Below are 22161 nucleotides of genomic sequence, written 5' to 3'. Positions count from 1 at the left end.
AGGGGGCGTCCGCCCGTACCGCATGGGATCGAATGGTCTGTGCCGGCCGCGCCGCAGCCGGCACAGCAACGGTATTTTTGGCCGGTTACTTCACCATCATGGCGACCATGCGCTGAAGGATGGCGGCCACCTCGGCGCGGGTGGCGTTTCCGGTGGGATCAACGGTGCCGTTGCCCTTGCCGGTGAGCAGACCGGAGCCTACCGCCCACTGCATGGCCTCCTCGGCCCAGGCGGAAACCTTGTCTCCGTCGGAGAACTGGGAGAGCGCACCGGCGGCGGAGGTATCCAGACCCAGGAAGTCGGCGTAGCGGTAGAGGATGGTGGCGAGCTGCTCACGGGTGATCTGCCCGTCGGGCTCGAAGCCGGAGCCGGTGCCGGTGACGATGCCGTTCCCGCTGGCCCAGGCCACCGCGTCGGCATACCAGGCGGCGGCGTCCACATCGGGGAAGGCGGCGTCGGCCTTGGCGGCGGGCGTGTCCTCCAGGCGGTGGAGCACCGTGACCAGCATGGCGCGGGTCATGGGCGCGGCGGGGGCGAACTGGTCGTCGCTGATCCCGTTGAAGAGCTCCCGGGCGGTGACGAAGGCGATGGCGTCCTTGCCCCAGTAGTTGTCGGGCACGTCGGAGAAGGTCTTGCTGTTGTCCTTGACCATGAGGGTGCAGGAGCCGTCCAGCTTGGCTGTGAGGGTCTTGCCGTCCAGGCTGGACTTTTTGATAATTTTGGCGCCCTCGTCGGTGATGAGCATGAGCACGGTCCCGGAGGTGGGATCGGACACGGTGAGGGAGACGGTGACGCCTCCCGCGAGCTGCTCCACCACGGTGTCGCCGGACTTGACCTCCACGCGGACCTGTCCGGTGGCCTTGCCGCTTTTATCCTTGAGGGTCTCGGCGGAGATGGAGACGGTCTTGCCGTCCCGGCCCGCCAGATCGGAGAGGGCGGCGGTGGGAACGGTGACGTCTGCGGCGCCGGCCTTGACCACCAGGGCGGCCTTGGTGTCCTTGGCGATGGAGGCCACGGACTCCTTGGGCAGGACCACGGTGATCTTGTTGGGGGCGCCGTCCACGTCGGGATCGATGATGATGCGCTCGGCGTTGTCCTCCTTGGTGCGCTCCACGATGGCGGCCATATCCTCGGCGCTTATCTCCACCTTGGCCTCGCCGCTTTCGTCCACGGTGACCGAGGGCTGGGTGGTGATGGCGGAGCCTCCTCCGCCGCCGGAGCCTCCTCCGCCCTGGCCGGTGAGGGCCTGATAGGCCGCGTCGATCTCGCTCTGGGTGGCGGCGGGGTTCTCCAGGACCGCGATGGCCTTGACGAAGTTCTCATCCTTCTCCAGCTCGGCGTCCTTGGTCTCCTTGCGGAGGGCGGCCACCTCCCAGGTGAGCGCGCTCTTGTTGCCCAGCTCGGGGACCACGCTGGCGGTGCCCCAGGCGGAGTTGTCCGCGTTGAGGTCCGCGCCGTAGCCGTAGCAGGTGAACTGCCAGCGCATGACCTCGCCGTCGATCATCCGGTATTCGGAAGCGCCCACGCCGGGGAAGGAGGGGTAATCGTCGTTGTCGCTGTCGCCGGTGGAGTACATCCAGCCGGACCAACTGTTGTAGTCGAACTCGCCCAGCTTCTTGTCCTTCTTGTCGTCCTCGTTGAAGGTGAAGTCCTTGAGCTCCAGCAGGAAGTCGGCGGGCTTGGCGTCGGTCTGATCCACGGGCTTGATCTGTGCCAGATAGAAGCTGCTTTCGATGGTGCCGGTGTTCTCCCAGCGGTAGCCGTTTGCGGTGAGGAGGTCGGTGAGCACCACGGAGGCGCGGGTGTACTTGGGCACCGTCACCAGGGTGGGCCGGACCAGATAGCCCAGGCCGATGGTGTTGGCGTCCACGGAGACGGCCACGGTGATGTTCCCCACGGACTGCACGGGCACGGCGTTCATGCGGTTGATGGCGGCGTTGAGGGCCTTATAGATGGTGTTGTAGATGGCCTGGTTGACGTCGTCGATGTCGTCGCTGACGGGCTTGGGCTTGGCGACGCCGATGGCGTATACGCCGTTTTCATACTCCAGGAGGATGGTCTTCCAGTTGTCCTCGCTGTAGTCCTTCCGGTCCATACGGTTCAGGGCCTCATCCAACTGGGCCAGGGCCTTCTGGCGGTCCTCGTGATAGGGGTCCTTGTCGGGGTCGATCACGCTGCCGCTCTTGGTCCACTTGGCGTAGAGGTCCAGGTTGGAGGCGGGGATGACCGTCTCGCTCCAGGGCTTTTCAAAGGTGTCGTTGTCATAGTACCACCCGGCGAAGGTGTACCCATCGCGGGTGGGCCTGGGCACGGAGACGGCGCTCCACGCCTGGCCCGTCACGGGGGCCACATCGCTGCCGCCGTTGGAGTGGAAGGTGATGGTGAAATCGGCGGTCTGGAGATACATCGCGCCGTCGGTGCCGTAGAAGAGGGTCACGCCCTCGGCGGCGGCGGTGATCCGGCTGATGGCGGTGGGGCGGGTATACGCGTCCGAGGCGCCCGCCGCGTCGAAGGCCTCCGAGGTGTCCATGGGCTGCCAGCCGGCTTCACCGGCCCGGAGGAGGTAGCTGCCGCTCGAGAGTATGTTCACGGCGGCGTACACCGCGCCGTCCCCGCCGAAGCCGATGGCCGCAGGGGCGAGGGTTTGGTTGGAGACGGTGCAGCCGGCAGGGGTCCAGTAGCCGCCCAGGGCGGAGTAGCTCACGGCGGGGTAGGAGGCGGTGGTCTTGCCGTCCTCCACCACGGCGTAGCCCTCCGTCCACAAGCCGCCATACTGCCAGGTCCCCAGACCCACCAGCAGCTTCCCGTCGGGGGAGGCGCCGACCAGGGCGCCGGGCAGGTCCTCCAGCTTGGTCCAGGCGCCGTCGTCATAGCGGTAGGAGGAATACTGAGCCCATGTATCTTGGTTGGTGGCATAGGCGGCGCCGTCCTCCCCCTGGAAGAAGGCGGTGAAGTGGTAGTCGTGGTTCGTCCATTCGGCGCCGTCCCAGTGGGCGCGCCCGGTCCACACGTCGTCCCCGTCCAGCACCAGGACGGGGTAGTCCCAGTCGTCGCCGGGCCAGCTCACCGTGGTGGGCATCTGGGAGCCCTCCACCGTGATCCAGCTTCCCTGGGCGGCGTCGTACCGGCGCAGCTCATAGGTGCGGTCGGCACCGCCCCAATCGTTGAGCTGCGCCACCTTCACAAAGGCGGTCAGGGTCTCCGCGTCGGGCCCCCCCACTCCCAGGACGTAGGAGCAGTAGGAGGAGTTGTCCCCGCCGTTGCCCAGGTCCTCCAGGCCGGCCATGGGGACCAGGTCGGTCTTGCCGCCGTAGTCCAGCTTGAACACGCCGCCGAGACCGGCGGCGTAGAGGGCGGGCTGCCCGGTCTGCCGGTCCACGAAGGCCGCCACATCAGTGAAGGCGGGGTGGTTGATGGCGGAGCCGGCGGAGGTGCGGTACGCCTGGGGGGAGGAGAGCCAGGTGAGGTCCAGCGCGTCCACAGCGGCGGTCTTCACGGCCATGGTGTCATAGTGCTTTTCAAACCCGTCGGTCCAGGCCACGGCGGTGATCCGCTCCACCCCCTGGGGCCACACCGCCACGGAAATGGTACTGCCCAGCCCAGACTCTCCGCTGTCCTCCTGGCCCAGGAGGGCGGCGGTCCCGGCCTCCACGGCGGCCTGATCCCCGGCGTACACCGCCAAATGGCTGTTTGGCAAACGATAAATAGAAGTGTTGCTCGCGATCTGGACAGACACGGTGGCGCGGGTCCCCGCATAGATGGGGAGGTCCCCGGCGTCGGAGCCATAGTTCCCCCCCCAGCCGGCCCCTGTGATGGCCACGCCGGTGACCTGCTTGGGAGCGTAATAGGCGGTGTAGGCCGCGTCCCCGTCCAGGGTCACCTCCACTATCTGGTTGGTCAGCCGGTACACCGGGTCGTCCTGGGCATAGCCGTCCCGGTTCCAGCACTGGAAGGTATAGCCCATTTCGCCGTCGGAGGCGGACAGCCTCCAGGTGTCTTCGCGCAACTGCTTCGCCGACACGGTCCCCGCCTCCGCCGGGGAGGCGGACACGGTGGGAGTATGGCTCTTCCGGAAATAGGCGGTGTAGCGCGCATCCTGGGTCAGCGCCGGGGTGGTATAGGGGTTCTCCCGGATCTGATACACCGGGTCGTCGGGATATGCGTCGTAGGCTCCGTTCCGCCAGTAGTCAAAGGAGTACCCCTCGCCGGGCGTGGCCCGGAGGGTATAGACGTCGGTTCCCGTAACGGTGGCGGAGACAGAGCCCTTGACCGAGTCATCGGGCGCTGCGGTGAGAGAATATTGGCTCGTCATAAAGGTGGGGGTGATCTTGACGGTCTGGCCGCCCTTACCCCAATAGGCTTCCCCAAATATTCTTGATACACCGCGAGGGATCCAGTGGAGAGTGAAGACGTTGCCCTCGACACTACAGAGTTGATAGGAATTAGATGATACGGATGTCGTCTTTTTATAATACAGAGTCTGTTTGCCTGTCGAATCATCCGTCAGCAGATAGTTTTCGAAGTCATCCAGGCCGGTGACAGACACACGCCACTCCTTCACTGTCTGGGTGGTAAAGGTGAGTTGCGAATTACCAGGAGAAAGACTATCCCCGGTCGACAGAAAGAATTCGTTTTTCTGGCCGGGGGTGATGGAGATCGGAGTAAATGAGTTCGAACCAGAGGGCCTATATTGAAGTCCATTGTCGACCTCACCGGTATAGCCGGTCAGGTCGATGACAAACTTGATTTGCTCGCTTGTAGGCTCCTGGGCCCAGGCGGTGGGGGCGCACAGGGACAGGAGCAGGGTCAGGGCCAGGAACAGGGACAGCAGTCGCCTTTTCATCAATTCCTTCACCTCTCTCTAGAATATGGGAAAATCCGTCGCCGGGGCGGTCGACCGCCCCGGCGACGGTCCCTGGGATTATTTCACCACGTACAGGTGATTCTTATCGTTGCCAAAGACGAGGTAGCCGTTGTCACAGGCCATGCCGCCCAGGGCGTAGGTGTCGCCTCTGGTGGACCACACCGAAGCGCCGGCGCTGCCGTTGTAGCTGTAGCAGTAGCCCGCGCCGGAGCCGGAGTTGGTGTTGAAGTACAGGTAGTCGGTGCCGGTGCCGGCGCCCTGGACCAGGATGGAGCTCTGGACCGGGAAGCCGGAGGCCACCGTGGCCACGGTATGGCTCCCGCTGGCGCCGACGCACTGAACGCCGCCGGCACTGAAGCCGGAGTAGTAGCCCACGTAGATGCGGTCGCCCACCTTGGTGGGGGTGGAGGTGGAGGTGCCGCCCAGGGAGGCCTTCCAACTGATGGCGGGGGCGCCGCTGCTGCCGATGGTGCAGCACCAGAGGTATTTGCCCTGGCTGGTGAAGTACAGCTTGCCGCCGTCCAGCATGACGGTGGACCGGATGTTGCCCACGTCGGACGCGCCGTCCGTGTCGGTAGCCAGGTTCAGGCTGGTGCTCTGAATATCCGTGTCGGAGGTGGTCCCGAAGCCGCTTCCCACCGGGCGGTAGTACAGATAGCCGCCGTCGCCGCCGAAGTAGATGTAGCTGCCGGACACCACGGCCCCGGCCCAGTAGAAGCCCTTGGCGATGGAGGACACGGACTGTACGTTGTCGGTGTCATTCAGAGCCACCTGGTAGTAGCGGCCCGGCGCCGTGGCGCCCTCGATGGTGCCGTTGCCGACCCAGGTGCCGAAGTAGAGATAATCGTCATAGATGGTCAGCGGGGTGTTGATCTGGCCCGTGCTCACCGAAACGACCAGCGATTTTGCGCCGTTACTGGTGTCCACGGCGTAGACCTCGCCGCCGTTGGTGGCCACATACACTTTGCCTCCATAGAGGACCGGGGTGGAGAGCTGGAAGCCGGAGGCGCTCCCAAGCTGTACGTCCCATTCCTTTGCGGCGGCATAGATCGCGTCGCCGCTGCTCCCAGTGTTGCTGATCGCCGTACCGCAATTGAATTTTGCCAGGTGGGAGCCGGCCGCATGTCCGTCATAGAGCACATAGGCGTAGGTCACGCCGTCCACGGTTTCCATCACGGGCACGGTGTCCACGCCGTCCCAGCCGCTGTTCGCGTTAAGCAGGTTGATTTCTGCGACTGTGGGGGACGAGGTGGGCGCGCCGCTGACCACGCTGTTGTGGTTGGCGTTCCCGCCGTAGACGGGCCAGGAGCTGGTGGAGGAGGCGAGGGCGCTGGTGGCCAGCATAGCCAGGGTGGCGCCCAGGGCGAGGACTTTTCTCAGGTTCAGTTTCGTTTGCATGTTACCCTTCCTTTCACATACATATATTTTGGGAACGGGATCGCAGTTGATCTGTGGGCATGTCTCCTTTCTCTATTGAATTTGCAAGGCGCACCGGCGCTCCGGCGGCCCCTAGAAAGCCGCGGGCCACGCCCGAAAAATAGAAAACGGCCGCGACGAATGTACTTCCATTCGTCACGGCCGTTTGTTCCCGTAGACAATCTCCGCACCCGCACAACGCGGACGCGGTCTCGAACACTGTAGGTCTACCGGCTTATGCTTCCGGGCCCCGGCACAGGGGCCCACGTCTGCTGCTCCACCTTCTCGGGGTCCCCCCAATGGCCGGCTCACGCCGCGAACAACAGCCTCATGCACACACGGATACGGAATAGCTCCGGAGTCTCACCGAAATTCCCTCATCCCTGCGCCTGCCCGGGTCCCAGGCGCAGGGGCACAATGCACGTTATAAAGTTGTAAGGTTATTTCTGGATTTCTGTCGCCTTTTATTATACAACGTAACCCTTAAAAGTCAAGGGGGATGTCCCATTTTTACAAAATCCACAAAATCTCGAAAGATGACGGACGACGTGCGTTTTTGCCGCGGGCATAAAAAAGCCGGAGCAAAGCGAACTTTGCTCCGGCGTGGTGCGCGAGGCGGGAGTCGAACCCGCACGTCCTTGCGAACACTGGCACCTGAAGCCAGCGAGTCTACCAATTCCACCACTCGCGCAAGTGGTTTTGCGCCGTTCAGCGCAAGAAATATACTACCATAGGATGTCCCCGGTGTCAACACTTTTTTCGCTGTTTTTTTGCGTGCGGGAGAAAAAATTGAGTTGACAAACAGGGCCAAACGCAATATAATAATCAGGCAGCTTGTTGAGTTGCTGTGATCTGCGGCTGTGCTGGAACTGGTAGACTGGCAAGCTTGAGGTGCTTGTGTCCGTATGGGCGTGCGGGTTCGACTCCCGCCAGCCGCACCACGTCGGAGCAAAGTGAACTTTGCTCCGACGTTTTTTTGCCTATGGCAAAAAAACGTCATCCGCCCGCTCCTCTGCTCCCCCTTTCCCAATCACGAACGCTGCGCCGGGTTGTGAGCGGAGCGGCGCCATATCGCCGCTCGAACCAACAACAAAACAAGAAGTGAGGCACGACGTTTTGTCGTGCCGTTTCCTTGCGCTCCGGGCCGCAGGATGGGGGGAGTTTGTTTTTACCGGCTTATGGGAAAAATGAATAGCCTGAACGCGGCGCAGCCATACTATGCGGGAACCTGAGACCTGGCTGAAAAGCGCGGGCCCGCTCAAACGCCGGGACGGCTGCGCCCTGGCGGCGGGCATGGTTTCAGGATTTCAGAACAGGCCGTTAAAACAAGGAGGCAGAGTAAGAGATGAAGGTCATGATAGATCGGGATGGGTGCATCAGCTGCGGGCTGTGCGCCGGGACCTGCCCGGAGGTTTTTCAGATGGCGGACGACGGACTGGCGGAGGTATACCGCGCGCCGACCGGGGAGAATGAGGAGCAGGTCAGGATGGCGGCCGACGGATGCCCGGTGGCCGTTATCCACATCGAGGACTGAGGGCGGTCAGACACCGGAAGCCGATCACGGCGCCGGAACAGGATATGGACCCGATCCTCCACCTGCGGGGAAAAAGATAAAAATTTTGTGAAATATAAAACTTTTGCTTGCCCAACGACCGTGGAGCGGATATACTGATATCCGTTGACATAATCGAGAGGGTGAGCGGAGTTTGGCGAGGCGTCTACTGAAAAAGAAACGGCGAAAGGCCTCCGGGGTGCGGCGGCTTGGTCGGGCGCTGTACCGGACCGCCGTGGCTGTCTCCGTCCTCATCGTGGTGTTTTTCTGCGGGTTCAAGGCCCTGGTCCGCCCGCCGGAACAGGCGGCGCCTCCGACCACCTCAATCCCTTCCCGTGCCCCGGCTTCCGACGATCCGGACACGCCGGAGGATGAAAGCGCGGCCACCCCCACACCCGTGCCCCTGGTGCGCAAGGAGGGCTTCTATACCTTTCTGCTGGCCGCCACCGACGTGGGGGGCGGAAACACCGACACCATCATGGTGGCGGCCTACGACACAGCGGAGCAGAAGGTGGGCGTGGTCTCCATCCCCAGAGATACCCTGGTAGACCGCAGCTTTCCGAAGATCAACGCCGTCTATGGCTCCGGCGGGATCGAGGCCCTGAAAGAGACGGTCTCCGATCTCATAGGCATCCCCATCGACCACTATATGACGGTGAACATCAGGGCATTCAAGGCCCTGGTGGATGCGGTGGGGGGCATTGATTTCTACGTCCCCTGCGATATGGATTATGATGATTCCACCCCCGACCAGGAGCTCTACATCCACTACAAGGAGGGGATGCAGCATCTCAACGGCCAGCAGGCCCTGGAGGTGGTCCGTTTTCGCCACAACAATGACGGCAGCGGCTACACCGATGTGGGCCGGACCCAGACTCAGCAGAAGATGCTCACCGCCATTGCAAAAAAAGTCCTCTCCTGGTCCAGCCTGAGCCTCTTCAATAACTTTGTGGATATTTTCACCCAGAACGTAAAGACAGATCTGTCGGCCACGGATATCGCCTGGTTTGCCACCCAGGCAGTGGGTGTGGACTTCGGCACCGGGGTCTCCACCGGCACCCTGCCCGGCAACGGAGACGCGCGCTATAACGGCGTATCCTGGTGCTATCAGTTGGATCGGGAGGGATGCCTGGAGATATTCAACGAGCTCCTGAATCCCTACACCACCGAGATCACCCTGGATATGACCAACATGTTTCAGGTAAAATAGGAATCAACAGCGTGAGCGCCGCAGAATAAAAATTCTGCGGCGCTCATTTCTCATTTCTGGTTTGATGCTGCTTGGATCAGGCGGCCTGGAAAAGCAGGGAGAGACGGCGGGTGCTCCGCCCGGCGGGCCGTCGTCAGGAGTCTCTCCGGAAAAGCTCTGTGGAGAGATAGCGCTCCCCGGTGTCCGGCAGGACGACGACGATGGTCTTTCCGGCATTCTCAGGCCGTGCGGCCAGGAGCGCGGCCGCACGTGCGGCCGCACCGGAGGAGATGCCCACCAGCAGCCCTTCGGTCCTCACCAAGGCCCTTCCGGCCTCCAGCGCCTCCGCGCTGGGGATGGTGAGGACCTCGTCCACCAGCGACAGATCCAGGACCTTGGGCACAAAGCCGGCGCCGATGCCCTGGATCTTGTGGGGGCCGGCCTTCCCGCCGGAGAGGACGGGGGATTCGGCGGGCTCTACCGCCACCAGGCGGATGCCGGGCTTCTGCTCCTTCAGGAAGCGGCCTGCGCCGGTGAGGGTGCCGCCGGTTCCCACGCCCGCCACCAGGATATCCACGGTCCCGTCGGTGTCCCGCCAGATCTCAGGCCCGGTGGTCTCATAGTGGGCGGTGGCGTTGGCGGGGTTGTCAAACTGGCCGGGCATCCAGGCCGACGGCAGGGTGGTGAGCAGTTCGTTCGCCTTGGCGATGGCGCCCTTCATGCCCTCGGCGCCGGGGGTGAGCACCAGTTCAGCTCCCAGGGCGGCCAAGAGGTTCCGCCGCTCCAGGCTCATGGTCTCCGGCATGGTGAGGATGATGCGGTAGCCCCGGATGGCCGCAATGTAGGAAAGACCTACGCCGGTGTTCCCGCTGGTGGGCTCCACGATGACGGTGTCCGGCTTCAGAAGGCCTCTGGCCTCGGCGTCACGGATCATATAGAGGGCCGCCCGGTCCTTGGCGGAGGAGAGGGGATTGAAGGACTCCAGCTTGGCCAGGATGTGGGCGCCGGGGGCGTAACGGTCCAGGGCAAGCAGGGGGGTGTTGCCGATCAGATCGGTGAGCACAGGGGCGATTTTCATAGTATTCCCTCCAATTTAGTATGATTTTTGGTGTTGGGAAAACCCGTCCGCAGGGCGGGCGGGTCCTCCCATGGGGATTTGATCAGAATACGGCGACCACGGCGCCGTCATAGGTGTCATTAATGAAGTCCTTGACCTCCTGGCTGGTCATGGCCGCAGCCAGGGCCTGGATGGCGGGATCATTCTCACGGCCCTCCTCGACGGCGAGCACATTGACATAGGCGGAGGCGGCTTCACCGTCGGCGGCCTCGATGGCCACGGCGTCGGAGACCTTCAGGCCGGCGTCGATGGCGTAGTTGCCGTTGATGACGGCCATGTCCACGTCGGCCAGGCGCACGGGGAGCTGACTGGCTTCCAGCTCAACGATGTCCAGGTTCTTGGGGTTCTCCGCGATGTCGGCCTTGGTGGCGGTGATGCCGGCGCCCTCCTTGAGGGTGATGAGCCCCTCCTGCTCCAGCAGCAGCAGGGCGCGGGCCTCGTTGGTGGTGTCGTTGGGCACGGCGATCTGGGCGCCGTCGGCCAGGTCGGAGATGGAGGAGGTCTTACCCGCGTAGAGTCCGAAGGGCTCATAGTGGATCTCGGCCGCGCTCACCAGGTGGGTGCCATCGCTCTCGTTGAACTCATTCATGTAGGTGATGTGCTGGAAGTAGTTGGCGTCCAGGGAGCCGTCCTCCACGGCCAGGTTGGGCTGGATATAGTCGTTGAACTCCACGATCTCCAGGGTAATGCCCTGCTGCGCCAGCAGGTCTTTCACCACTTCCAGAATCTCGGCGTGGGGGGCGGGGGTGGCGCCCACCTTCAGCACGGTGCCATCTAGGGGATTGGTCTCGGCGGGAGCAGTGGTGTCCACAGGTGCGGTGGTGTCGGCAGGGGCGGGCGTACTGGCGGCGTTGCCGCCGCAGCCGGCCAACAGGCCGCAGGCCAGAGCGCCGGTGAGGAGCAGAGAGACGAGCTTTTTCATGTTTCATTCTCCTATTCTTATGATACATTTTGAACCATGAGAACCAGGGTATATCGCCGGCAAGGGACAAAAAAACGCCCTCGATGCCACTGCATCAAGGACGAGAGCATTTCGCTTCGTGGTACCACCTTGTTTCGCCCGGACCTCACGGCCGGGGCCTTGGAGCGTACAGGAGAATCCGATACGCCTGCGCTATGACGGGCGCCCCCGTCGCAGCCTTATGTACGCCGGTACACTCGGTGCGCGGCTCCGAGACCATGTTCAGCGCGGCCTTCCATACCCCTTCCCACCAGCCGGGGCTCTCTGTGACGTATCTCCGCACGTACTCTTCTCTTCATTGCCTTTGTCAGCGATATTCCATTGTCTCCGGGTTGCATTTAGTTTACCCCGGAGAAGCGGCTCTGTCAATGGTGCATTTAATCAAAAAGGCGGGTTTGACAAAGCGAGGACTTTGTCAGACCCGCCAATTCCTTTACATCGCGCCGGGGATGTGCCGGTCATTTTTGATCTTTTTCCCGGCCTCCTTGAGTCCGCGCTTTTTCCCCTTGGGCGTGATGCGCTTGTCCAGACGGACCGCCATGCGGGTGCCCACGGACTGGAAGATCTGCACCAGCACCACCAGGACGATGACCGCCACATAGAGAACGATATACATGCGCCGCTGGTAGCCCAGGTTGAGGGCCATGGAGCCCAGACCACCGCCGCCGATGGCACCGGCCATGGCGCCGTAACTGAGGATGGTGATGAAGGCGGTGGTAAAGCCGGAAATGAGGGAAGGACGGCTCTCCGGGATCATCACCTTGGAAATGATCTGGAAGGGGGAGCAGCCCATGGATTGGGCGGCCTCCACCACACCCTTGTCCACCTCGCGGATGGAGGCCTCCACCAGCCGGGCCACGAAGGGGAAGGCGGCCACGATGAGGGGGATGATGGTGGCCACGGTGCCGATGCTGGTACCGATGATCAACCGGGACAGGGGAATGACCAGGACCATCAGGATGAGGAAGGGGACCGAGCGCAGGATGTTGATGATGAAATTGAGGACGGTCATCACCGGGCGGGGCAGGGGCATGACGCCGCCCTCCTCGCCGGCCACCATCAGCACACCCAGCGGCAGGCCGATGACATAGGCGAACAGGGTGGAGACCACCGTCATATACATGGTCTCCCAGACGGCGAAGAGCAGCCCGGTGTCCGGCGCCAGAAGGCGCTGGACCTCGGGGTTGTTGAGCAGCTCATGCATGGTAGTCCGGCACCTCCTCCACGGTCACGTCTTTCTGCGCCATGAGATAGCTCATGGCCCTGGCGGCCTCGCCCTTGTCTGCGGGCAGGCCCAGCAGCATGGTGCCGAAGGCCTTGCCGCCCACGTTGCGGGTGTCGGCTCCCAGAATATTCACCTTCACACCGCAGTCGATGGCCAGGGAGGCGATGAGCGGCTCGTAGGAGGAGCCGCCGTTGAAGGCCACACGGACCACGCCCGACGCGGGAAACTGATCGATGTGGGCCCCTTCGGGATAGACCAGCCTTCGCCCGGCCTCGGTCTTGGGATTGGAGAAGATATCCTCCACCGTGCCGGTCTCCACCATATGTCCGTGGTCCAAAATGGCCACGTGGGTACAGATCTCCTCCACCACGGCCATCTCGTGGGTGATGATGATGACGGTGATACCCAGGCGCTTGTTGATGTCCTGGATGAGGCGCAGGATGGAGCGGGTGGTGGTGGGGTCTAGGGCGGAGGTAGCCTCGTCGCACAGCAGGACCTTGGGGTCGGAGGCCAGGGCGCGGGCGATGGCAATGCGTTGCTTCTGGCCGCCGGAGAGCTGGGCGGGATAGGCGTCCGCCTTGTCGGGAAGTCCCACCACGTCCAGGAGTTCCAGCGCCCGCTTTTTGGCTTCGGCCGCGGGGACACCGGCGATCTCCATGGGGAAGCAGATGTTTTTGAGGCAGGTGCGCTGCATGAGCAGATTGAACTGCTGGAAGATCATGCTGATGGACCGGCGCATCTCCAGAAGCGCCCGGGCGGACAGGGCGGTCATGTCCTGGCCGTCGATGATCACATGGCCGGAGGTGGGCTTCTCCAGCAGGTTGATGCACCGGACCAGCGTGGATTTGCCGGCGCCGCTCATGCCCACGATGCCGAAGATGTCCCCGGTCTGGACGGTGAGGCTCACATCCTCCAGGGCGTGAAACTCACCCTCGCCGGTGGAGAAGGTTTTGGACAGGTGTTTGAGTTCGATCACAGGGCCGTTCCCCCTTATTCTCTCTCTGAAAGGTGCCGGAACGGAGCGCAGAGCGCGCCCCGCGGGAATTTTACACCAGCAAAGAAGAAAATTCACGTACAAATTATTGTATGTCATACGGGGGAAAGTGTCAAGGAGAAAAGGGCGGGGGCGGGTCTCAGTGACAACAGCAGCCCTCGCCGTCCTCACAGGCCAGCTTACAGGCCTCCGGCACCTCCAGCCCCTGCTTTTGGTAGTAGTCGGCCAGAGCCGCCTTGATGGCCTCCTCAGCCAGCACGGAGCAGTGCATCTTGTAGGCGGGCAGGCCGCCCAGCGCCTCGGCCACGGCGGCGTTGGTGAGGCCCAGGGCCTCCTCCACCCGCTTGCCCTTGATGAGCTCGGTGGCCATGGAGGAGGTGGCGATGGCGGAGCCGCAGCCAAAGGTCTTGAACTTTACGTCAGTAATGACGCCGTCATCGATCTTCAGATACATCTTCATGATGTCGCCGCACTTGGGGTTGCCCACCTGACCCACCCCGTCGGCATGTTCGATCTCACCCACATTGCGGGGATGTTCAAAGTGGTCCATGACCTTTTCTGTATAAAGCATAAGAAATTCTCCTTTCGTCGTTTACAGGTTCCAGACGGGCTTCTGCTGGGCCTTGTCCCACACGGGGGACATATTCCGGAGGTATTCCACCACCTCGGGGACAGCCTGGAGGAGGTAGTCCACGTCCTCGTCGGTGTTCTCCTCTCCCAGGGAGAGGCGCAGGGAGCCGTGGGCCACCTCATGGGGCAGGCCGATGGCCAGCAGGACATGGGAGGGATCCAGGGAGGCGGAGGAACAGGCTGAGCCGGAGGAGGCGCAGATGCCCTTGGCATCCAGATGGAGAAGGAGCGCCTCGCCTTCCACGCCCTCAAAGACAAAGGACGCGGTGCCGGGCAGGCGATGCACCGGATCGCCGGTGAGGCGGGAGCAGGGCAGCCGGGTGAGGCCCTCGATCAGCCGGTCCCGCCGGGCGGCGAGCAGGACGGAGCGGGCCTCCAGCCCGTCCACCGCCTCTCTCAGCGCGGCGGCCAGGCCCACGGCGCCGGCCACATTTTCCGTACCGGAGCGGCGGCCCTTCTCCTGCCCGCCGCCGTGGATGAGGGGCGGCAGGCGCAGGCCCCTGCGGACATACAGCGCGCCCACGCCCCTGGGGCCGTGGAATTTATGGCCGGAGAGGGAGAGCATATCACAGTTCCAGGCGGATACGTCCACGGGAATGTGTCCGACCGCCTGAACGGCGTCGGTATGGAAGAGCACACCGGCCTCCCGGGCGATGGCGCCGATTTCGGCGATGGGCTCGATGGTGCCGATCTCGTTATTGGCGGCCATGACGGTGATGAGGATGGTGTCGGGGCGGATGGCCGCCTTTACCGCCTGAGGGTCCACACGGCCCAGGGAATCCACCGGCAGGTAGGTGACCGAAAAGCCCAAGGCCTTTTCCAGGTGCTCCAGGGTGTGCAGGATGGCGTGATGCTCAATGGCGGAGGTGATGATGTGCCTGCCCTTGCCGCCCCGGAGCTCGGCCACGGCCTTGAGGGCCCAGTTGTCGCTCTCCGTCCCGCCGGAGGTGAAGAAGATCTCCTCGGGCTTTGCGTTCAGGCACCGGGCGACCTCTGCCCGCGCGGCGTCCAGATCGGACTTGGCCTGCTGGCCGAATGTATAGAGGCTGGAGGGGTTCCCATAGGCGTCCCGAAAATAGGGCGTCATGGCCTCCAGCGCCCTGGGAGAGAGCGCGGTGGTAGCGGCGTGATCGGCATAGAGAAAACGGGACATACTGACAGCTCCTTTCAGGAACATAAATTACTTAATTCATATAGAATTACTATGATTACAAATTATAAGCCATGCCCCACAACTTGTCAAGAGGTGAAGAGGAAAAAAACGGGGGGAGCAGCCGCTCCCCCCGACAGGCTGAATTACGACCGGGCCTGATCCATCAGAAGAAGGGATTTCTGGCGGTGGCGTTCCACCAGATCCGCCAGTGTGATATGGTCCACTACGCCGGACACCGCCTTTTGGATCTCCTGCCAGACCTCCAGCGTGACGCATTGGGCGGCGCGGCCGCAGCACTCGCTGCCGTCCACACAGCTCACCGGTGCAAGGCTCCCCTCCAGAGGCCGCAGGATCTCCCCCACGGTGTACGCGGACGGGGCGCGGGTCAGCAGATAGCCGCCGCCGGCGCCCCGGACGCTGCGCACCAGGCCGGCGCGGGAGAGAGGGGTGACGATCTGCTCCAGGTATTTATCGGAAATCTCCTGCCGCTGGGCCACGTCCCGAAGGGGGACCGGCTCCCCGGGAGAGGCCAGGGCCAGGTCCAGCATCAGGCGCAGGGCGTAGCGGCCCTTGGTGGAAATTTTCATGCAATCATCCTCATTCTTAAAAGTATACCAAACTGTGTTCCTATAATACCACAGGAATAGTATGTTTTCAAGACTGTGTGCGGAGAATTGCGCCCGGCGCGGCGGCAAACAAATTTTTCTTTCGTATGCTGTAACTTTTCGGGGTCGAGCATCGTCTAATGAATGACACGTCATACAGAACTCTTAAGAGAACCTTAAGAAATTGTCATTGCTTTGTAATTACGCTTCCGGAGGAGCGTGGTACAATAGCATCAGTATGCGCAGCAATTCAGGAGGGAATACAACATGGCTGAAATGACAGAGCAGAAGGCGACGTCCGTAGAGACCCCCGCGCCGCCCGAAACACCCAAGAAGTCCAGCGGGCAGAAGAAGAGAAACCGGAAAAGGGTCCGAAATACCATCATCACCCTGGTCGTCTTGGCGGCGCTGGCGGTGGGCGGGGTTTTCCTGTACCGTTTTCTCACCAAGAAGGAGGAGGTGGAGAGCCAGATCCAGACTGCCGTGGCCCAGATCTCCTCGATCCAGAGCACCGTACAGGGCAGCGGCAACGCCAAAGCCAAGGAATCCGCCGCCATCACGCTGACCCAGGGCGGCACCGTACAGGAGGTCTATGTCACCGCCGGCGATACGGTCACCGCGGGGCAGCCTCTCTATACCATCCGCAGCCAGGACGCCGAGGACGAGGTCACCGCCGCCCAGGAGAAGGTGGACAATCTCCAGAAGGACATGAACGATCTGGTGAAGAAGGCCAACAACCTCACCGTCCGGGCCCCCTTTGCCGGCAAACTGGTGGAGATCAGCGAGTTCCAGGTGGGAGACGACGTTGCGGACGGCGCCGCGGTGGCCACACTGGTCAACGACAAAAAGCTCAAGCTCTCCCTCTACTTCAGCTATGCCTATGAAAACGACATTGCGGTGGGGCAGAGCGTCAGCGTCTCCATTCCCGCCGTGATGGACAGCTTCAACGGCACGGTGGAGAAGATCAACAAGGTCAGTTACATATCTCCCGAGGGCTCGGTCTACTTTGAGGTCGTCATCGCATTTGACAATCCCAGCACCCTGACCCAGGGGATGACCGCCACAGCCACCCTCGCCGCCGCCGACGGAAGCGCCATCTATCCCTATGCAAACGGCGAGACCGAGTACTATGAGACGCGGAAGATCGTTACCGAGTCCGAAGGCCCCCTGCTGACCGACAATCTGCTGCGGTACGCCAATGTGAACGCCGGGGACGTCCTGCTGGTGATGGGTTCCGACACCATCGACTCCGACATGCGTGCCAAGCAGAAGGAGATCGACGACGCCATGGAGAAGCTCACCGAGGCCCAGAAGGCACTGAGCAACTTCAACGCCACTGCGCCCATCGACGGCATGGTCACTACCTGCACCCTCACCGAGGGCGCGGAGGTCAAGAGCGGAGAGACCGTCATCACCATTTCCAATACCACCACCATGGTGGTGGAGATCACCGTGGACGACCGGAACATCTCCTTTGTCAGTCCCGGCATGGCGGTGGAGCTCACCGACTACAACGGGAACAGCTTTATGGGCACGGTCACCAGTATCAACATGAGCGTGGGGGAGAACAGCTCCAACGGCATGACCAGCTATCCCGTGACCCTGGAGGTGGACAACTTCGGCGGCACCCTGCTGGCCGGTATGTGGCTGGACTACTCCTTTGTGGCCAGTCAGTCCGACGACTGCATCGTAGTGCCCATGCAGTCGGTGAAGTACGTTAGCGATACCGACGGCAACACCTCCTCCGTAGTGTTCATCCATGCCGACGCCCGCCCGGACAACGCTGTGGAAATCGACATCCCCGCCACGGAGCCCGGGCAGACGCCCACCTATCCCAGCGAGGCGGAGGGCTACTACCCCGTGCCCGTGGTCACCGGCCTTTCCGACAACTACAATGTGGAGATCAAGGAAGGTCTCCAGGGAGACGAAGAGGTCTTCGTGAACTACTATGTCGAACAGGCCTGGGGCTGAGGTAGCGCCATGCTCATAGACATCAGAAACCTGTATAAGATTTATAATGAGGGCAAGGAGAGCGAGGTCCGGGCCCTGGACGGCGTGACGCTTACCATCGACCGGGGGGAGTTCGTGGCCATCATCGGCCAGTCCGGCTCCGGCAAGTCCACGCTGATGAACATCCTGGGCTGTCTGGACATCCCTACCTATGGGGACTACTGGCTGGACGGCACCGACATCACCGAGCGGACGGACCGGGAGCTGGCCCACATCCGGAACAAGGAGATCGGCTTCATCTTCCAGGGATACAATTTGATCCCGGCCCTGAGCGCCTATGAGAACGTGGAGCTCCCTCTCATCTACCAGGGCGTGCCTCTGGGCAAGCGGGAGGACATGGTGATGGAGGCGCTGGAAAAGGTGTCCATGGAGGACCGCTGGCAGCACAAGCCCGCAGAGATGTCCGGCGGACAGCAGCAGCGGGTGGCCATCGCGCGGGCCATTGCCACCCGTCCCCCCATTATCATGGCCGACGAGCCCACCGGCGCCCTGGACTCCAAGACCGGCAGGCACGTGCTGGAGATCCTGCACAATCTCCATGAGGACGGTACCACCGTCATCCTCATCACCCACGACAACGGCATCGCCGCCACCGCCGAGCGGATCGTCCGCATCTCCGACGGCCGCATTGTGGGCGACGGCACACGAGAGGAGGTGGGCCTGTGAACCTGACCCAAGCCATCAAGATGGCGGCCAAATCCATATCGTCCAACAAAGGCCGCTCCGCCCTGACCATGCTGGGCATCATCATCGGCCTGGCCGCCGTGATCATCCTGGTATCCTACGCGCAGGGCCAGAATATGGCCATGAAGGCCTACTATGAGAGTATGGGCAGCAACAAAATCAACGTCTCCGCCTATACCTGGGGCAATTCCAGCAGCGTGGATGTGGGGCAGGCGCTCTACGACTACTGCCTCCAGCTCGACGGCGTGGTGGGTGTTTCCCCCAACGGATATATCTGGTCCAGTCCCACCATCAAGTATGAGTCCAAGACCCTCAGCCGGAACTCCAATCGATCCTACGGCGGCGGAGGCGTGATGGTCAGCTACGACAGCAGCAGTGACTATCCCCAGATCTATCTGGGCAATGACAAGTTCGGTCTCTGCAACGATTATGTGATCTCAAAAGGGCGGGATCTGTCCTATCTGGATGTGGAGAATTCCAATCAGGTCTGTGTCTTGGGCGCGGCCACGGCGGAGTATCTGTTCTCCTTTGCCGACCCCGTGGACAAGACCATCTCTATCAACGGCACCCCCTTCCGGGTGGTGGGCGTCTATAAGAGCAAGGGCTCCGGCGCGGACCTGGGCACCTCTGAGGAAGCGCAGTGGATGAGCGAGTCCATCAAGCGGCTGGACCGCATGATCCTCCTGCCCAGCACCATGACCCGGCTCTTCAACGACAACCAGCCCATCGAGGAGTATGTGGTCAAGGTCAAGAACTCCGACGCCATCAAGGAGGTCACCACCAGCCTCAACGGCTTCCTCTCCGGAATCATCAACACAAACTCCGGGAGCTACAGCATCTACTCCGAGGATACCTGGCAGAACGAATCCAACGAGGCCAACGCCATGCAGCAGCGGTTCCTGGGCGGCATCGCGGCCATCTCCCTGCTGGTGGGCGGCATCGGCATCATGAATATCATGCTGGTCACCGTCACCGAGCGGACCAGAGAGATCGGTATCCGCAAGGCCATCGGCGCCGAGCGGAAGAGCATCGTGGTCCAGTTTCTCATTGAGGCCGCTATGATCTGCGGCATCGGCGGCATCTTCGGCATCGGCGTGGGCTATATCGGCACGCTGATCGTGGGAAAGCTGTCCTTCGGCACCATACTCATCCCCAGCGCGGCCATCACCGTGGCCGCTGCGGCCATTTCCGTGGCGCTGGGCATCATCTTCGGCATGTACCCCGCCATCAAGGCCAGCGGCCTTCAGCCCGTGGTGGCCCTGCGGGCGGAATAAGGGTGCAACTCCACACTGCAAGGAGAGAAAAGATATGAGAACAAAACGAGTTTTGTCGCTGCTGCTCACCTGCGCCGTCCTGTGCGGTATGCTGGTCCTGCCCACAGCGGCAGACACCGCGTCCACAGTTTCCACCGCCTTTACCGACATCGCCGACCCCGAGGTGGCGGGGGCCGCTGAGACCCTGCGGCTCCTGGGTATCGTCAACGGTACCGGCGGCACCGCCTTTACGCCGGAGCGCACCCTCACCCGGGCGGAATTCTGCAAGATGGCGGTGGAGCTCATGGGCAACGGCGACCAGGTGCCGGCCCAGATGAACCGCACCATCTTCAAGGACGTCCCGGCCACCCACTGGGCCAGGGGTTATATCGCCGTGGCCACCCAGAGCACCACCAGCGGCTCCGGGGAGAACGCCTCCACCACTCCGGGCATCATCCGGGGAGACGCCTACGGCAATTTCAATCCGGACCGGGCCATCACCTATGCGGAGGCCGTCACCATTCTGGTGCGCATCCTGGGCTATGGGGACAGCGATGTGGGAATGGTGTGGCCCAGCGGCTATCTGGCCAAGGCCGATGAGCTGGCGCTCTCCGACGGGGTGAGGCTGGCGGCCGGGGATACCATCACCCGGGGCCAGACCGCCCTCCTGATGGAAAATCTGCTGTTCATCGATACCAAGGGCAGCGATAAGGAATACCTCACCAATCTGGCGTGCACCATCACCGATGAGACCATCGTCTTTGATGTGGCGGCGATCGCTCCCGACGGCGCCGCCGGTGTGAAGGTGTCCGAGGATAAGGTGTATAAGACCGACCACGCCCCCTTCTCCGACGACCTGGTGGGCCGCCGGGCCAAGCTGATGCTGGATAAGGACGAGAAGATCGTGGCCGTCCAGCCCTCCGAAAACGGCACCCAGCAGGTGGTGGGCATCCTCTCCATGGCCTACGACAGCATGAAGGTCTCCGGCGGGGGCACCGTGGACATCGATGAGCCGGAAAAGACCGAGGTGTGGCAGGACGGCAAGGCTACCACGTACGACAAGGTGTACCTCAGCGGCCTGGCCGCCGGGACCCAGGCGGTGTTGCAGTACTCCGCCGCAGGAGAGCTGGAATATATCTTTGTGCGCACCGCGGCCGGAAGGACGGACAACTCCACCACGGTGGTGAAGAATAAGCCCAACTATTCCGGAAACGAGTCCTATGCCGTCTATAAAAACGGGATCCCGGCCACCACGGAGGATATCCGCCAGTACGACGTGACGACCTTCGACGCGGCCAACAACGTGATGTACGTCTCCGACCTGCGCATCACCGGTATCTATGAGAACGTCTACCCCAACCGGGATACGCCGGCCACCATTACGGTAATGGGGCATGATTTCACCGTGCTGCCCGGCGCGGCATCCGACCTGCGCTCCTTTGAGCCCGGGGATAAGCTCACCCTTCTGCTGGCCTACAACGGCATGGTGGCCGGTGCGGTGGAGACTTCCGCGGCCAAGTCCACCACCGTGGGCACAGTGGAGAGCATCGACTCCTCCGGCAACGCCACCATCACCACTCTCAATCTTCTGGATGAGAACGGCAAGCCCCTCACCCTGACGGGCGGCACCGCCTACACCGGGACGCGGGCGGACGATATGCTGGGACAACTGGTCAGCGTTTCCTCCACGCAGAAGGGGCGCCTGAGCCTCACCAAGCTCACCGGAGGCGGCTCCAAATCCGCCCTGGATGTGCAGAAACGGACCATGGGTTCGGTAAAGCTCTCCGATAACGTAAAGCTTTACGAGCAGGTGAACGCCAGCCCCCTGGTGGAGATCGAACTGGAGGACATCACCCGCGCCACCGTCCCCGCCGGACAGATCACCTATGTCCACACGGACTACGCGGGCAACGCCGACATCGTGGTGCTCAATGACGCCACCGGAGACTGCTACACCTATGGTATGCTCAAGGTCGAGACCACCAGGAAGCCCATCTACGGCGATCTGGAGAATCCCGATACGGTCACGGGCTGGAGCACCACCACCCATGTGGGGATCGAAAATGCGGAGAACCCGAGCCCCGCCGCCGGTCTGCTCACCTACACGAACTACCGGGACGGAAAGCCCTATGGGGTCGTGGAAGGGCCCAAGCGGAAGGATGGGACCCGGACGCTGGGGACCGCCGTGGAGCTGAAATCCGTGGACAACGTCCGCAGCGACGCCTTTGATATGGACGAGATGACCCTGACGCTGCCCAGCATGGTCCTGCCCATCGCCGACAATGTCCAGTGCTACAATAAGGCCACCGAGACATGGTTTGCCGTGGGGGAGAAGGCCTCGGACGAGGACTATAAGAATGCCCTCAACCTGGCCCGGGCCTATTCCGGCACACTGACCGTTTACTATGACAAATCCCCCGACGAAGGCGGCAAGGTCCGCCTGGTCGTGGCGGGCTGATCCCCGAAAAGTGGAAAAAGCCACCCCCGGAGCCGACGCAGGCTCCGGGG

General features: G+C 62.4%; 15 protein-coding genes, 2 tRNA genes and 1 riboswitch. Of the genes, 7 read left to right on the top strand and 10 right to left on the bottom strand.

Annotation, left to right across the window (positions count from 1 at the left end):
* Positions 1 to 85 precede the first annotated feature (85 nt).
* The 3 genes from SRB521_RS11775 to SRB521_RS11765 all read right to left on the bottom strand — a co-directional run bounded on the left by SRB521_RS11775 (position 86) and on the right by SRB521_RS11765 (position 6971).
* A complete protein-coding gene (locus tag SRB521_RS11775; RefSeq protein WP_116721892.1) occupies positions 86 to 4843 on the bottom strand; it encodes an S-layer homology domain-containing protein in 4758 nt (1585 codons plus the stop codon).
* Positions 4844 to 4921: 78 nt separating this feature from the next.
* Positions 4922 to 6262 (bottom strand): outer membrane protein assembly factor BamB family protein, encoded by a 1341-nt coding sequence (locus tag SRB521_RS11770; protein ID WP_116721891.1) that lies wholly within the window; start codon positions 6260 to 6262, stop codon positions 4922 to 4924.
* 221 nt (positions 6263 to 6483) lie between these two features.
* Positions 6484 to 6715, bottom strand: a riboswitch (cobalamin riboswitch).
* Between the two features lie 169 nt (positions 6716 to 6884).
* Positions 6885 to 6971 (bottom strand) — tRNA-Leu (locus SRB521_RS11765).
* A gap of 163 nt (positions 6972 to 7134) precedes the next feature.
* On the opposite strand from SRB521_RS11765, the gene SRB521_RS11760 reads away from it, so the two are divergent.
* From SRB521_RS11760 to SRB521_RS11750, 3 genes are all read left to right on the top strand, one after another.
* Positions 7135 to 7221 (top strand) — tRNA-Leu (locus SRB521_RS11760).
* 404 nt (positions 7222 to 7625) lie between these two features.
* Complete coding sequence (locus tag SRB521_RS11755; RefSeq protein ID WP_058117184.1) at positions 7626 to 7814, top strand: ferredoxin; 189 nt, start codon at positions 7626 to 7628, stop codon at positions 7812 to 7814.
* A 172-nt stretch (positions 7815 to 7986) separates the two neighbouring features.
* Positions 7987 to 9042 carry an LCP family protein gene (locus SRB521_RS11750; RefSeq protein ID WP_116721890.1) on the top strand — a complete coding sequence of 352 codons (1056 nt, stop codon included), beginning with the start codon at positions 7987 to 7989 and terminating at the stop codon, positions 9040 to 9042.
* Positions 9043 to 9175: 133 nt separating this feature from the next.
* On the opposite strand, the gene cysK is transcribed toward SRB521_RS11750, so the two are convergent.
* The 7 genes from cysK to SRB521_RS11715 all read right to left on the bottom strand — a co-directional run bounded on the left by cysK (position 9176) and on the right by SRB521_RS11715 (position 15688).
* Entirely contained in the window at positions 9176 to 10099 is a 924-nt protein-coding gene (gene cysK / locus SRB521_RS11745) for a cysteine synthase A (RefSeq protein ID WP_116721889.1), read from the bottom strand.
* Positions 10100 to 10181: 82 nt separating this feature from the next.
* On the bottom strand, positions 10182 to 11060 hold the full coding sequence (locus tag SRB521_RS11740; RefSeq protein ID WP_075703430.1) for a MetQ/NlpA family ABC transporter substrate-binding protein: 879 nt from the start codon (positions 11058 to 11060) through the stop codon (positions 10182 to 10184).
* Between the two features lie 472 nt (positions 11061 to 11532).
* Positions 11533 to 12303 (bottom strand): methionine ABC transporter permease, encoded by a 771-nt coding sequence (locus SRB521_RS11735; RefSeq protein WP_075703431.1) that lies wholly within the window; start codon positions 12301 to 12303, stop codon positions 11533 to 11535.
* Positions 12296 to 13300: a methionine ABC transporter ATP-binding protein gene (locus SRB521_RS11730; protein ID WP_075703432.1), complete on the bottom strand. Its 1005-nt coding sequence runs from the start codon at positions 13298 to 13300 to the stop codon at positions 12296 to 12298. The genes SRB521_RS11735 and SRB521_RS11730 overlap by 8 nt, the downstream gene beginning before the upstream one ends.
* 157 nt (positions 13301 to 13457) lie before the next feature.
* Entirely contained in the window at positions 13458 to 13889 is a 432-nt protein-coding gene (nifU, locus tag SRB521_RS11725; RefSeq protein WP_058117188.1) for a Fe-S cluster assembly scaffold protein NifU, read from the bottom strand.
* A gap of 21 nt (positions 13890 to 13910) precedes the next feature.
* Entirely contained in the window at positions 13911 to 15101 is a 1191-nt protein-coding gene (gene nifS / locus SRB521_RS11720) for a cysteine desulfurase NifS (RefSeq protein WP_116721888.1), read from the bottom strand.
* Between the two features lie 143 nt (positions 15102 to 15244).
* A complete protein-coding gene (locus tag SRB521_RS11715; RefSeq protein WP_058117190.1) occupies positions 15245 to 15688 on the bottom strand; it encodes an RrF2 family transcriptional regulator in 444 nt (147 codons plus the stop codon).
* Positions 15689 to 15973: 285 nt separating this feature from the next.
* Here SRB521_RS11715 and SRB521_RS11710 point away from each other — a divergent pair, with 285 nt between their 5' ends.
* The 4 genes from SRB521_RS11710 to SRB521_RS11695 are packed head-to-tail and all read left to right on the top strand — an operon-like array spanning position 15974 to position 22111.
* The gene (locus SRB521_RS11710; protein ID WP_116721887.1) at positions 15974 to 17677 is read left to right on the top strand and encodes an RND family efflux transporter; all 1704 of its coding nucleotides are present in this window, start codon (positions 15974 to 15976) and stop codon (positions 17675 to 17677) included.
* Positions 17678 to 17686: 9 nt separating this feature from the next.
* Positions 17687 to 18382: an ABC transporter ATP-binding protein gene (locus SRB521_RS11705; protein ID WP_058117192.1), complete on the top strand. Its 696-nt coding sequence runs from the start codon at positions 17687 to 17689 to the stop codon at positions 18380 to 18382.
* Positions 18379 to 19674 carry an ABC transporter permease gene (locus SRB521_RS11700; protein WP_116721886.1) on the top strand — a complete coding sequence of 432 codons (1296 nt, stop codon included), beginning with the start codon at positions 18379 to 18381 and terminating at the stop codon, positions 19672 to 19674. Before SRB521_RS11705 ends, SRB521_RS11700 begins: the two co-directional genes overlap by 4 nt.
* Positions 19675 to 19708: 34 nt before the next feature.
* The gene (locus tag SRB521_RS11695; RefSeq protein ID WP_116721885.1) at positions 19709 to 22111 is read left to right on the top strand and encodes an S-layer homology domain-containing protein; all 2403 of its coding nucleotides are present in this window, start codon (positions 19709 to 19711) and stop codon (positions 22109 to 22111) included.
* Positions 22112 to 22161 lie beyond the last annotated feature (50 nt).

It is taken from the genome of Intestinimonas butyriciproducens (genome assembly GCF_004154955.1).
GTDB classification, from domain to species: domain Bacteria; phylum Bacillota; class Clostridia; order Oscillospirales; family Oscillospiraceae; genus Intestinimonas; species Intestinimonas butyriciproducens.
Note: the sequence above shows the minus strand (reverse complement) of the source record. Positions and strands in the feature narration are given on the sequence as shown.